The sequence below is a fragment of the Pseudomonas sp. v388 genome, from assembly GCF_003935425.1.
In the GTDB taxonomy this organism is placed as follows: Bacteria; Pseudomonadota; Gammaproteobacteria; order Pseudomonadales; family Pseudomonadaceae; genus Aquipseudomonas.
Map to the genome: position 1 here is coordinate 1 of NZ_RHQN01000002.1, position 13,064 is coordinate 13,064.

Below are 13,064 nucleotides of genomic sequence, written 5' to 3' on the forward strand. Positions count from 1 at the left end.
CGATCAACGTTTGCGTTGTTCGTCAGCGGGAGGCGAATTCTACAGCGTTACAACCGCGTGTCAAACTCTTTTTCCTCGCCGCTGCCGATCAACCGGATCGACGCTGCCTCTTCGCTGACCTTCACTTCAAAACACCTGCAACTCATTGAATTGCAAGGCTTTTTCGTTTCCGTCTGCGCCGGAAGTGGGGCGAATTATAGAGAGATTGGAGAGCACGTCAACCGCTAATTTCAAAACGTTCGAAATAACTGTTCCGAAGCCTTTGCTATATAGAAGAAGACGTACACACCTATATAGCTAAACTACACCCGCCTCTCGCAAGGCAGTGATATCGCCCTCAGACAAGCCGAGCAGTTCTCGCAGGACGCGGTCGGTATGCTCACCGAGCAGCGGTGGTGCATGCCGATATTCAATCGGCGTCTCCGACAGCCTGATAGGGCTCGCAACCTGAGCCACCGTTCCTCCCAGCGCATGGGGCAGCTCCATGGCCAGCCCCCGTGCCTGCACTTGGGGATCGGCGAACACCTGAGCAAGGTCATTGATCGGGCCGCAAGGGACGCCTGCCGCTTCAAGTTCTCCTACCCACTGCGCCGTCGTCTTGAAGACGGTTGCCTGGCGTATCAACGGTATCAGCTCATGGCGATTGGCAACGCGCAGCTTGTTGGTCAGGAACCGATGATCATCCGCCCACTGCGGCTGCCCTGCTACCTCAGCGAATTTCCTGAATTGGCTGTCATTGCCTACGGTAAGGATGAAATCGCCATCAGCCGTAGGAAAGTCCTGATAAGGCACGATGTTGGGATGGGCATTGCCCAGTCGACGTGGCGCCACGCCGGTAGTCAGGTAGTTCATCGCCTGATTCGCCAGACACGCCACCTGAACGTCCAGCAGCGCCATGTCGATGTGCTGACCGACGCCACTCTGCTCGCGATGCGCCAAGGCAGCCAGAATCGCGGTAGTGGAGTAAAGCCCGGTCAAGATGTCGGTCAGCGCCACGCCAACCTTTACCGGGCCGGCGCCCTCTTCCGCATCGGCGCGACCGGTCAGGCTCATCAACCCGCCAAGCCCCTGGATCATGAAGTCATAACCCGCACGCCTGGCATACGGCCCGGTCTGCCCAAAGCCGGTGATCGAGCAGTAGATCAACCGGGGATTGAGCGCCTTGAGCGACGCATAGTCCAATCCATACGCCGCAAGACCGCCGACCTTGAAGTTCTCGATGACGATATCGGACCTGGCGATCAACGCCTTCACCAGCGCCTGCCCTTCGGGCTGAGTGAAGTCGACGGTCACCGACTCCTTGTTGCGATTGGCAGCCAGGTAATAGGCCGCCTCGGTTGTATTTTCACCGGCAGGATCCTTCAGGAACGGCGGCCCCCATGAACGGGTGTCGTCCCCGCAGCCTGGCCGCTCGACCTTGATGACTTCCGCCCCGAGGTCCGCAAGAATCTGCCCCGCCCAAGGACCGGCAAGTACTCGTGACAGATCCAGCACACGTACATGCGATAGCGCCCCCATGACTCTGCCTCCTTAATAGAAAGCCTGGATACCGGTTTGGGCGCGGCCGAGGATCAGCGCATGCACGTCGTGAGTGCCTTCATAGGTATTCACCACTTCTAGGTTGACCAGGTGCCGCGCTATGCCGAACTCGTCGGAGATACCGTTCCCTCCCAGCATGTCGCGGGCCATGCGGGCGATATCCAGAGACTTGCCGCAGGAGTTGCGCTTCATCAGCGAGGTGATCTCGACCGCTGCCGTGCCTTCGTCTTTCATGCGCCCCAGGCGCAGGCAGCCTTGCAAGGCCAGGGTGATCTCGGTCTGCATGTCGGCCAGTTTCTTCTGGATCAACTGATTGGCCGCCAGGGGCCGGCCGAACTGCTGCCTGTCAAGGGTGTACTGACGCGCCGTATGCCAGCAGAACTCGGCCGCACCCAGCGCGCCCCAGGAAATGCCGTAACGTGCCGAGTTCAGACAGGTGAAAGGGCCTTTGAGGCCACGGACATCAGGAAAAATGTTCTCCTCAGGCACAAACACGTTATCCATCACGATCTCGCCGGTGATAGAAGCACGCAACCCGACCTTCCCGTGGATCACGGGTGCGCTCAGCCCGGCCCAGCCTTTTTCAAGCACGAAGCCGCGAATGTCGCCCTCGTCATCCTTGGCCCAGACCACGAACACATCGGCAATCGGGCTATTGGTGATCCACATCTTGCTGCCCGTCAGCCGGTATCCGCCGTCGACCTTCCGGGCGCGGGTGATCATCGCGCCCGGGTCGGAGCCGTGATTGGGCTCGGTCAGCCCAAAACAGCCGATCCACTCACCCGACGCCAGCTTGGGCAGGTACTTCTGCTTCTGCGCCTGGGTGCCGAATTCGTTGATGGGCACCATGACCAGGGAGGACTGCACACTCATCATCGAGCGATAGCCGGAGTCGATGCGCTCGACCTCACGGGCGATCAGGCCGTAACACACATAGTTCAAGCCACTGCCGCCGAACTCCTCCGGGATGGTCGCACCCAACAGACCGACTTCGCCCATCTCGCGAAAGATGGCGGGGTCGGTCTGTTCGTGCCGAAACGCTTCGAGGACACGAGGAGCCAGTTTGCTGCGTGCGAATTGCTCGGCGCTGTCGCGAACCATGCGCTCCTCTTGCGTCAATTGCTGATCAAGCAGCAGCGGATCGATCCAGTTGAAGCTCGCCTTGCTCATCTCTCACCCCACCATCGTGTAAATACGTGGGTTGATCCTAGTCACGTACCGCCAGACGGACAAACGAGAATTACGCACGCTATTGTGCTGATTTCTCACTCCGAAAAGCTCACACTTGGGTTTTTCCAGCGCCATCAGTGAGTACAGCGTACATGCGACGCAAGATCCCCAGCACCGCTGCCTTGGTGAGCTTCGAAACGGCGGCCCGCCACGAAAGCTTCACCAAGGCCGCCCACGAGCTGTCCCTGACGCAGAGCGCCATCTGTCGTCAGATCGCCAGCCTGGAAGAGTTTCTCGGCGTGGAGCTGTTCAAACGATCCCGACGCGGCGTCAAGCTGACGGACGCAGGGCTTTCCTACAGCCGGCGAATCGCGGCGCAACTGGACGCGGTTGAACGCGACACCCTTGCCGTGATGGGACAACAAGGTGCCAATACGATCGAGTTGGCGGTAGTGCCGACTTTTGGCACCCAGTGGCTGCTCCCTCGACTCAAGGACTTCCAACAGCAGCACCCGGAAGTCACGGTCAACCTTACCAACCGCACCCGTCCATTCCTGTTTGCCGATACTGATTTCGACGCCGCCATCTATTTTGGCGACGGCGAATGGCCTGGAACCCAGGCCCACCGACTGATGGGCGAAAATCCCATGCCGGTATGCAGCCCGACACTCTTGCAAGGCCGCCACGATCTCAGCGCCGAGGCCATTGCCGCGTTGCCGCTGCTGCAACAGACCACACGTCCCTACGCCTGGCGTCAGTGGTTCAACGCGCAAGGACTCAATATCGCCCGCGACATGACCGGCCCACGCTACGAGCTGTTCTCAATGCTCGCCCAGGCAGCCACGCATGAAATGGGCATCGCTCTGATCCCGTCGTTCCTGATCCAGCGAGAGCTGGGGGAGAAGCGTTTGGTGATAGCCCACCCTCAAGCCCTCACCAGCGTCAAGGCGTATCACTTGATGATTCCGGAGCGCAAAACCCAATCGGCAGCGCTGCGCGCCTTTCGTGACTGGCTGACACTCCAGGCGCAGAACTACCGCTTACCGCTTCAAAGCCCGGAGACTGGCGGTATAAAAAAGTAGTCGTGAGCATCTTGTCCCTACAGATATAACTTTATGTCGCTCCAAGACAAGCGAACATCGCCAGGTGGAAAACCTCTTCAAAGGCCCGAACAACGTGCGCTTCGGCTTTTTTTTCCGGGAATTTGGGTCGCTCGGCAAAAAATAAGCCTTCCCCACAAATTTCCCAAGGCATTCTCTGTAAGCCCCATAGATAAAGGGCTATAGCGAAATGCCGCGACAATAGGTCACAGGGTGACTTGTAGTTAATCTATAGTCTCGTTACAGAATGTATTGAACCCCCTTTCCCGCGCCTGCAAAATGCGGCGCCCCTTGCTGCAAGGGGCGTGCTGATCGGCCATTCCAGGCGCACCAGCCGTAGTGCCCTGGCCTTATTTATGAAGATAAAAAAGATCGCGCAGGAGATTTGACGTGCACATTGGTGTTCCCCTAGAAACCCAGACGGGCGAGACACGGGTTGCTGCAACCCCGGAAACCATCAAAAAGCTGATCGGCCAAGGCCATAGAATCACTGTGCAAAGCGGAGCCGGCGTTCAAGCCAGCGTTCCGGACAGTGCCTATGCAGCCGCCGGAGCCACTATCGGCAGCCTTCAGGAAGCCTTCGCGGCGGACTTGATCTTGAAGGTGGCAGCGCCGAATGACGCCGAGCTGGCGCTCCTCAAGAGCGGCACGATCGTAGTGGGGATGCTCAATCCGTTCAGCAACGAAACCATCGGCAAGCTGGCAGCCCAGGGCGTAACCGCCTTCGCGCTGGAAGCGGCGCCACGTACGTCCCGCGCGCAAAGCCTCGACGTGCTGTCCTCCCAGGCCAACATCGCCGGCTATAAAGCCGTGTTGCTGGGTGCTCACCACTATCCGCGCTTCATGCCGATGCTCATGACGGCTGCCGGTACCGTCAAGGCCGCGCGAGTCCTGATCCTGGGTGCCGGCGTCGCCGGCTTGCAGGCCATCGCGACCGCCAAGCGGCTGGGTGCCGTGGTCGAGGCTTCCGACGTTCGCCCTGCCGTCAAAGAGCAGATCGAATCCCTGGGCGCCAAATTCATCGACGTGCCGTATGAAACCGATGAAGAACGCGAATGCGCCGAAGGCGTCGGCGGTTACGCCCGCCCGATGCCTGCCAGCTGGATGCAGCGTCAGGCAGTCGCGGTACACGAGCGCGCCAGACAGGCCGATATCGTCATCACCACCGCTCTGATCCCTGGCCGCAAGGCACCTGTGCTGCTCAGCGCCGACACCGTGGCGCAGATGAAGCCCGGCTCGGTGGTCATCGATCTGGCGGCCGCTCAGGGTGGCAACTGCCCGCTGACCGTCGCCGATCAAGTCATTGTCGAGCACGGCGTGACCATCGTCGGCCACACCAACCTGCCCGCGCTGGTTGCCGCTGACGCATCGGCGCTCTACGCCCGCAACCTGCTGGATTTCATGAAGCTGCTGTTCGACAAGGAAGGCACGCTTTCGATCAACCTCGAAGACGACATCGTCGCCGCGTGCCTGATGTGCCGCGACGGCCAAGTCATCCGCAAGAACGGCTGAGGACACATACCAAAATGGAAGAGTTGATCTCCCCCGGCATCTACAACCTGATCATTTTTGTGCTGGCCATCTATGTCGGCTACCACGTGGTCTGGAACGTTACCCCTGCGCTGCACACGCCGTTGATGGCGGTGACCAACGCCATCTCTGCCATTGTAATCGTCGGCGCGATGCTCGCTGCCGCGCTGACCGTGACGCCACTGGGCAAAACCATGGGCACCCTGGCGGTCGCGCTGGCTGCAGTGAACGTGTTCGGCGGCTTTCTGGTCACCCGGCGCATGCTGGAGATGTTCAAGAAGAAAGCGCCGAAAGCGAAGGACGAGGTGCAGAAGTAATGAGTATGAATCTGGTAACCCTGCTGTACCTGATCGCTTCGATCTGTTTCATCCAGGCGCTCAAGGGTCTGTCGCACCCCACCACCTCGCGCCGCGGCAACCTGTTCGGCATGCTGGGCATGGGCCTGGCGGTCATCACCACCATCGGGCTTGTCTACAAGCTGGCCGCGCTGTCGAGCGCCGAGGGCACCAGTGCCGGAATCGGCTACATCATCGTTGGTCTGCTGGTCGGCGGTACCGCTGGCTCGATCATGGCCAAGCGTGTCGAGATGACCAAGATGCCTGAGTTGGTGGCATTCATGCACAGCATGATCGGCCTGGCAGCAGTGTTCATTGCCATCGCGGCTGTCGTTGAGCCGCAGTCACTGGGCATTGTGCGCAACCTGGGCGATGCCATCCCTGCGGGTAACCGTCTGGAGTTGTTCCTGGGCGCGGCGATTGGTGCTGTCACCTTCTCAGGCTCGGTGATCGCGTTCGGCAAGCTATCGGGCAAATACAAGTTCCGCCTGTTCCAGGGTGCGCCGGTACAGTTTGCGGGTCAGCACAAGCTGAACCTGGTTCTGGGCCTGGCCACGCTGTTCTTCGGCGTGACCTTCATGTTCACCGGCAACCTGACTGCTTTCGCAATCATGCTGGCTCTGGCTTTCGTGATCGGTGTGTTGCTGATCATCCCCATCGGCGGCGCCGACATGCCGGTGGTGGTCTCGATGCTCAACAGCTATTCGGGCTGGGCGGCGGCAGGGATCGGCTTCTCGCTGAACAACTCGATGCTGATCATCGCCGGCTCGCTGGTGGGTTCGTCCGGTGCGATTCTGTCGTACATCATGTGCAAGGCGATGAACCGCTCGTTCTTCAATGTGATTGGCGGCGGCTTCGGCGGCGCTACCGACGCAGCCGGGCCGGCGGGGAGCAAAGAGGCGCGCTCGGTGAAATCCGGCTCGGCCGACGATGCCACCTTCCTGCTGACCAATGCCGATACGGTGATCATCGTTCCGGGTTATGGCCTGGCGGTGGCCCGGGCACAGCACGCATTGAAAGAGCTGACCGAGAAGCTGGTCCATCACGGCGTGACGGTGAAGTACGCGATTCACCCGGTTGCCGGTCGTATGCCAGGGCACATGAACGTACTGCTGGCCGAAGCCGAAGTGCCCTACGATCAGGTGTTCGAGATGGACGATATCAATTCCGAGTTCGGTCAGGCCGACGTGGTGCTGGTCCTGGGCGCCAACGACGTGGTCAACCCGGCGGCGAAGAACGATCCGAAATCGCCTATCGCCGGCATGCCGATTCTCGAAGCCTTCAAGGCCAAGACGATCATTGTCAACAAGCGTTCAATGGCCAGCGGTTATGCCGGCCTGGACAACGAACTGTTCTACCTCGATAAAACCATGATGGTGTTCGGCGACGCCAAAAAGGTGATCGAGGACATGGTCAAGGCTGTGGAAAACGCATAGTTTCAGCCCATCGCCAACAGGCCCCGGCTCGCCCTGCGACCGGGGCCTGTTGCATTTCGCGTAACAGTGTTTTGCGCTGCAAGCCGCTAATTAGAGCCCTCCAATGCGACCTTGGTAGTGGGACGAAAAACATTCAACTCACTAGACTTGACGCTCGCATCCTCATCCGAGAACAACCTTCCATGTACCGTGACCGTATCCGCCTGCCCTCACTCATGAACAAGGTAATGAGCGCCGCAGACGCTGCTGCCTTGATCGAAGATGGCATGACCGTCGGCATGAGCGGCTTTACCCGCGCCGGTGAAGCCAAGGCCGTTCCCCACGCACTGGCAGCCCGCGCACTGCTGACCCCGCTGAAAATCAGCCTGATGACCGGCGCCAGCCTGGGCAACGATCTGGACAAGCAGTTGACCGAGGCCGGCGTCCTGTCGCGACGCATGCCTTTCCAGGTCGACAGCACTTTGCGCAAGGCCATCAACGACGGCACGGTCATGTTCATCGACCAGCACCTGTCGGACACCGTCGAGCAATTGCGTAACCGGCAGATCAAGGCGGTGGACGTCGCGGTGATCGAGTGCGTCGCCATCACCGAGGATGGGCACCTGGTGCTCAGCACGTCGGTGGGCAACTCGGCCAGCTTCGCGATTCTGGCCAGGCAAGTGATCGTGGAGATCAACCTGGCGCAGCCGCTGGAGCTTGAAGGTCTGCATGATGTGTACATTCCCAGCTACCGGCCGACGCGCCTGCCGATCCCGGTGCTGGAAGCCGACTCCCGAATCGGCAGCCACGCGGTGAAGATCGACCCGGCCAAGATCGTCGGGATTGTGATCAGCGACCAACCGGACTCGCCTTCCACGGTATTGCCGCCGGACGAGGACACCCAGGCCATTGCCGGTCATCTGGTGGAGTTCTTCAAGAAGGAAGTGCGCGAAGACCGCCTGACCAACAAGCTGATGCCGCTGCAAGCCGGTATCGGCACCATCGCCAATGCGGTCATGCACGGCCTGCTGGATTCCCCGTTCCATGACATGACCATGTATTCCGAAGTGCTGCAGGACTCGACGTTCGATCTGTTCGACGCCGGCAAACTGACCTTCGCATCGGGCAGCTCCATGACCCTGTCGGCCGCCAAGCACGCCGAAGTGTTCGCGGACTTCAACCGCTACAAGTCCAGGCTGGTGCTGCGCCCACAGGAAATTTCCAACCATCCGGAAGTCATTCGTCGCCTGGGCATCATCGGGATCAACACTGCGCTGGAGTTCGACCTGTACGGCAACGTCAACTCTACTCACGTTTGCGGCACCCGGATGATGAACGGGATCGGCGGCTCCGGTGACTTCTCACGCAACGCGCACCTGGCGATCTTCGTCACCAAGTCGATTGCCAAAGGCGGCGCCATCTCCAGCGTGGTGCCGATGGTCAGCCACGTCGACCATACCGAGCACGACGTCGACATTCTGGTGACTGAACAAGGGCTCGCCGACTTGCGCGGCCTGGCGCCGCGGGAGCGCGCTCGGGTGATCATCGACAACTGCGTCCACCCCGCCTACCGCGACGCGCTCAATGCCTATTTTGCAGCGGCATGCGCACGGGGCGGACACACGCCTCATATCCTCCAGGAAGCACTGAGTTGGCACATCAACCTGGAAAATACCGGCCGCATGTTGCCCGCCTGACACGCACAGTTGGGAGTGGGCAGTTCCCCCGACTGCTCGCTCCAAAACTGTTTTGGGCAAACCTGGCAAAAACTGTACTTCTGTACCGGTTGAAAACCGCTTGAAAACACCCTAGAACCGCCCCCTCAAGCCAAAAATGCACCACTTCGGTGCTCACCGGTACAGTTGCCCCATTTACGAACAAAACAGTGCCTTTAAACAGTTAACTGAACCCTCACAATACAGATGAACTGTGTCTGTAGAAGATGGACGACTGCGAGGAAAATGGGCACCAGTCAAGCCACTATCTAAACCCGCCACAAGCGGAAGGAAGTCACACCATGGAACGTACACTCAGTTCCGATCTGTTCAACGAAAGCACCAACAACGCTCCTAAAGCTGCTCTGCCTCTGCGCATGTTCGCCAACCTGATGCTGTGGCAACGTCGCCTCTCCAGCCGCCACCAGCTGGCTCGCCTGGACGCACGTTTGCTCGCCGATGCAGGTATCAGCGAAGCACAGCGTTACGAAGAGCTGAGCAAGCCGTTCTGGCGCTGATTTAGCGCTCGCTGGCTCTGGTCTCACAGGCCTCTTGCCAGCAACCCGAATCGTACAAACAAGACCCGCTCAGCTCTGCTAATGCGGGTTTTGTCGTTCAAGGGGCCAAATAACCTCGACTGATACAGTTTCTTTGGTTGAGATATCCAGCAGTACAGTTATCATTTCCTCAACCCGGACAGGCTGGCGATGCGCCGCGATGACAACAGCGATAGGCGTGCGCTAGGCTTAAGCCTTATTCTGGCCGCGTGCCTCCCGGCGACCGGGACTCAATCACCGGCTTTTTCTCACGACGGACGTTAATCATGACCCTGGTACGTATTCTCGGCGCGGCTGTTCTGCTGTCGGCAGCTGCAAGCGCTCATGCTTCGAGCTTTATCGTCACCACTGATGCAGTGGTGGATGCGGTTGCAGCTTCGACTCATGCCACTTCGGATGCCTCGTCTTCTCTGAGAGATGACAAGATCGTTCGCGCGGCACGTGATGAAGCCGCCAGCTTCGTCGGCAGTGCCGGTGAAATCCGTGGCGCGCAGCTTGAAGGTGCTTTGCAGCACATTCGCCAGCAGCTGCCACAGCTCCAGGCGACAGATGAGCAACTGGCCCAGGCCATCCTCGCCATCTGAAACAAGCCCCGGCAGCCACATTGCCGGGGTAGCCCTTGCCAAAGCATTGCGCTAGCCTTGGCGCTCGTTTTGCCGGTCTACTAAAAGCCATGCGTTTATTGCACTTCGTACTCTCTGTTCCTGTCGCCCTCCTGGCTTGCATCAGCCCAGCCCAAGCGTTCGATACGACGACCCAGAGTCTGTTCAAGACCGGGTACGTCACCAGTCAGGTCACCACCGCTCCCTTTGATAACAAGCTGGTCATGGCCGCTCAGGATGACGCCGCGGCGTTCATCGCCAGTGACGGACAATTCAAGGGCGCCCGACTGGAAGCTGCGTTGCGCAGCCTGCGCCAGTCCCATGCAAAACTTCACGCCAGCGACCTTGAACTGGCGCAGGCAATCCTCGTCCAATAGGCACTTTTTGAACCTTCGCGTTACTGGAGACGTTACTACATGCGCACCCCGCTGATTGCCGCCACCCTTGGCTTCTTGTTGATCGCCGACATCGCCCAGGCCCAGACCGTCGTGGCCACGAGCAATATCATCGTTCGCGCGTTCGGTCGCTCCATCGATTTCACCTCCGACACCACCACCTCGATCCGCGACTCCAAAGTCGTGGTTCAGGCCAAGGACGACGCTGCCAGCTATGTCGCCAGCGGTGGCGATATCCACGGAGCACAGCTCGACGCGGCTTTCGATACCTTGCGCACCCGTTTGCCGGAAGCGCGCGATGCCAGCGATCAGATTCTGGCTGAAGCAATCCTCGCATTGTGAGGCGCCTCGGCGTCTGGCTGCTCGCTGGCGCGCTGGCGCTGGTCGGAACCCCTGTACTGGCCGGGCTGCGCCTGGAACTGCACGCCGACGGGCTGACCGCCGCACAACGGCAGGCCAGCCAGACGCTGCTGGACGAAGCCATCCGGGCATTGCCGCCCAGCCTGGTGCAACGGCTCGACCGCAAGGTGGATGTCGGCTGGTCCAGCGACATGCCGGTCAATGCGTATGGGCAGGCAGCCGGACCCTATCAGCTGTACCTCAATACCCGCCTGCTCACACCGCTGACCGACGGCTCGGCCGCCACTGAACAGACCGGGCGCCCGCATGGCACGGTACGTCGGGAACTGCTGGCTACCGTTGTGCATGAGCTGACTCACGTCTATGACCGCGCACGCCTGTGGTCGCCCGCCGAACGCGCCTTGATCCTGCAATGTACCCGCCGCAGCAGTACGCTGGGCAAGATCGGATTGCCCGATCACTGCCGTGGCGAAACGGAGCGACGCTTCACCCTCAGTGACGATCCCCGGTTGCTCGACCTGGCAGGCTGGCCGCAATACGTGGGCCGACGTGGCGAACGGGAGGAGCACAATGGCCAGGTGGTTCGCAGCCCGGATCTCTATGAAATCAGCAGCCCGCTGGAATTCGTCGCGGTCAATATGGAGTACTTCCTGCTCGACCCGGCCTACGCCTGCCGTCGGCCCGCGTTGTACGCCTGGTACAAAGAGCATTTCGGCTGGGCACCGTCCGCCAAGGCAGAATGCCCGGCGTTCTATCCGTACCTGAACGCCGGCAACGATTTCGGACGTGAACCGCTCGGCAAGCTCGATCCGGAGCGCGTCTACGCTGTCGATTACCTGCTGGCCGAAGCCAATCAGAACTGGGTCAGCCGCTGGGGCCACAGCATGTTGCGCCTGGTGATCTGCAAGCCTGGCAGGCCGCGCGGCCCGGACTGTCGGCTGGATCTGGATCAACATCTGGTGTTGTCGTACCGGGCCTTCGTGGGCGATGTACAGCTTTCCAGTTGGGACGGCCTGATGGGCGCGTATCCGTCCCGGCTGTTTGTCCTGCCCTTGGCGCAGGTGATAGACGAATACACCAAGACAGAGCTGCGCAGCCTGGCGTCCGTGCCCATCACGCTTTCACGACCCGAAATCGAAGGGCTGGTGCAACACGCTGCGCAGATGCACTGGAGCTACGACGGAAACTATTACTTCCTGTCCAATAACTGCGCGGTGGAAAACCTCAAGTTGTTACGCAGCGGCACGCACAACCCCAAGCTGGTCGGGCTGGACAGCATCTTGCCCAATGGTTTGCTGGAGGTGCTCAAGGGCAGAGGACTGGCCGACACCAGCGTGCTGGACGACCCGAAGGAAGCCTTGCGCCTGGGTTACCGTTTTGATTCCTACCGCGACCGTTATCAGGCCATGTTTGAAGTGCTGGCAAAGAACCTGCCCATCACTCAGACCACCGTGGAAGACTGGCTGTCGCAACCTGCCGAAGAACGCCGCCAATGGTTCGCGAAAGCGGACCTGCGCACCAGTGCCGCCATCCTGCTGCTGGAGCAGGCCAGCCTGCGCCGTCAGTTGCTGGTTGCCCAGGACGAGGTGAAGCAGCGTTATCTGGGCGCTCGCGACCAGCACAAAGGCAGCGTTTCCAACGCGACGCGCACCTTGCAGGAATTACTGGCCAGCAGCGGTTTCCTGAGTCGGCCGGCCGAATTGCTGGGCAGCGATGGCTATGGACTGCCCCAGGCCGGGGAATGGACCCGGCTGGAAGCGGAGAGCAGCCAGCGCCAGAAGCAGTTGAAACGCCTCACCGGCGATCTGGACAAGGAAGTACGCGCCTTGCTGGAGCCTGAGCGCGCGAGGGAAATTGCCGCCAACGAGGCCAACCTCAAGCAGGTCGGCGAGCATTTGCGAACATTGCACAAGGCGGCCGGCGGCTTGCAGCTGCCTTGATCAGCGGGTTTTCTTGCGGGGCTTGAGATACTTGGTCAGGCCCTGGAACCAGATCACCAGCGCAGGATTGCCTTTGATCTGGATGTCCTTGTCCTGAATGCCCTTCATGAACGCCAGCTGTTTGTTGCTCGCCTGCAAGGTGGCGAAGCCGTAGGCGGCGTCCCGGAAGGAAATGGCGAAAGCAGGCTCGGCAACCGTGCCGGAAGCGCTACGGATTCGTTCGCCGCTGACGACGTAATGACGCGCCACCTTGCCGTCGGCCGTTTGCAGTTGAAAGGTCAGATCCTTGCCAGACAATTGTTGTTGAAAGGCAGCATTGTTTCGGCTGGCGCGTGCCATCAACAGTCCCAGCATCCAGAGTAAAAAACGGAACTTCATACGTACTGCCTCACCAAGGTTGGATCGC

At 60.0% G+C, this 13,064-nt stretch carries 14 protein-coding genes; 11 read left to right on the plus strand and 3 right to left on the minus strand.

Going from position 1 to position 13,064, the window contains the following annotated elements; all coding sequences use genetic code 11:
* A partial coding sequence (locus tag EGJ27_RS24945) for a hypothetical protein (protein WP_218568047.1) occupies positions 1–228 on the plus strand: 228 nt, incomplete at its 5' end.
* Positions 229–297: 69 nt separating this feature from the next.
* Here EGJ27_RS24945 and EGJ27_RS04095 read toward each other — a convergent pair.
* Together EGJ27_RS04095 and EGJ27_RS04100 are read right to left on the minus strand one after the other, a co-directional pair.
* Complete coding sequence (locus tag EGJ27_RS04095; RefSeq protein ID WP_125829456.1) at positions 298–1,518, minus strand: CaiB/BaiF CoA-transferase family protein; 1,221 nt, start codon at positions 1,516–1,518, stop codon at positions 298–300.
* A gap of 12 nt (positions 1,519–1,530) precedes the next feature.
* Positions 1,531–2,709: an acyl-CoA dehydrogenase gene (locus EGJ27_RS04100; RefSeq protein WP_125829457.1), complete on the minus strand. Its 1,179-nt coding sequence runs from the start codon at positions 2,707–2,709 to the stop codon at positions 1,531–1,533.
* A 152-nt stretch (positions 2,710–2,861) separates the two neighbouring features.
* Between EGJ27_RS04100 and EGJ27_RS04105 the strand changes: the two genes are divergently transcribed.
* The 10 genes from EGJ27_RS04105 (at position 2,862) to EGJ27_RS04150 (ending at position 12,658) form a co-directional block, all read left to right on the plus strand.
* The gene (locus EGJ27_RS04105) at positions 2,862–3,791 is read left to right on the plus strand and encodes a LysR family transcriptional regulator (RefSeq protein ID WP_125829458.1); all 930 of its coding nucleotides are present in this window, start codon (positions 2,862–2,864) and stop codon (positions 3,789–3,791) included.
* A gap of 408 nt (positions 3,792–4,199) precedes the next feature.
* Positions 4,200–5,321 carry a Re/Si-specific NAD(P)(+) transhydrogenase subunit alpha gene (locus EGJ27_RS04110; RefSeq protein WP_125829459.1) on the plus strand — a complete coding sequence of 374 codons (1,122 nt, stop codon included), beginning with the start codon at positions 4,200–4,202 and terminating at the stop codon, positions 5,319–5,321.
* Positions 5,322–5,335: 14 nt separating this feature from the next.
* Positions 5,336–5,656: an NAD(P) transhydrogenase subunit alpha gene (locus EGJ27_RS04115; RefSeq protein WP_125829460.1), complete on the plus strand. Its 321-nt coding sequence runs from the start codon at positions 5,336–5,338 to the stop codon at positions 5,654–5,656.
* A complete protein-coding gene (locus EGJ27_RS04120) occupies positions 5,656–7,110 on the plus strand; it encodes an NAD(P)(+) transhydrogenase (Re/Si-specific) subunit beta (protein WP_125829461.1) in 1,455 nt (484 codons plus the stop codon). Before EGJ27_RS04115 ends, EGJ27_RS04120 begins: the two co-directional genes overlap by 1 nt.
* Before the next feature lie 182 nt (positions 7,111–7,292).
* Complete coding sequence (locus EGJ27_RS04125) at positions 7,293–8,786, plus strand: acetyl-CoA hydrolase/transferase family protein (RefSeq protein WP_125829462.1); 1,494 nt, start codon at positions 7,293–7,295, stop codon at positions 8,784–8,786.
* A 320-nt stretch (positions 8,787–9,106) separates the two neighbouring features.
* Positions 9,107–9,322, plus strand: a complete 216-nt coding sequence (locus tag EGJ27_RS04130; protein WP_125829463.1) for a DUF1127 domain-containing protein — start codon at positions 9,107–9,109, stop codon at positions 9,320–9,322.
* A 305-nt stretch (positions 9,323–9,627) separates the two neighbouring features.
* Positions 9,628–9,945 (plus strand): DUF2388 domain-containing protein, encoded by a 318-nt coding sequence (locus tag EGJ27_RS04135; RefSeq protein ID WP_125829464.1) that lies wholly within the window; start codon positions 9,628–9,630, stop codon positions 9,943–9,945.
* An 89-nt stretch (positions 9,946–10,034) separates the two neighbouring features.
* Positions 10,035–10,340 (plus strand): DUF2388 domain-containing protein, encoded by a 306-nt coding sequence (locus EGJ27_RS04140; protein WP_125829465.1) that lies wholly within the window; start codon positions 10,035–10,037, stop codon positions 10,338–10,340.
* Between the two features lie 39 nt (positions 10,341–10,379).
* Positions 10,380–10,700 (plus strand): DUF2388 domain-containing protein, encoded by a 321-nt coding sequence (locus tag EGJ27_RS04145; RefSeq protein WP_125829466.1) that lies wholly within the window; start codon positions 10,380–10,382, stop codon positions 10,698–10,700.
* Entirely contained in the window at positions 10,697–12,658 is a 1,962-nt protein-coding gene (locus EGJ27_RS04150) for a DUF4105 domain-containing protein (protein WP_125829467.1), read from the plus strand. The genes EGJ27_RS04145 and EGJ27_RS04150 overlap by 4 nt, the downstream gene beginning before the upstream one ends.
* On the opposite strand, the gene EGJ27_RS04155 is transcribed toward EGJ27_RS04150, so the two are convergent.
* Positions 12,659–13,036 carry a helicase gene (locus EGJ27_RS04155; protein WP_125829468.1) on the minus strand — a complete coding sequence of 126 codons (378 nt, stop codon included), beginning with the start codon at positions 13,034–13,036 and terminating at the stop codon, positions 12,659–12,661. It lies immediately after the preceding gene.
* Positions 13,037–13,064: the final 28 nt, after the last annotated feature.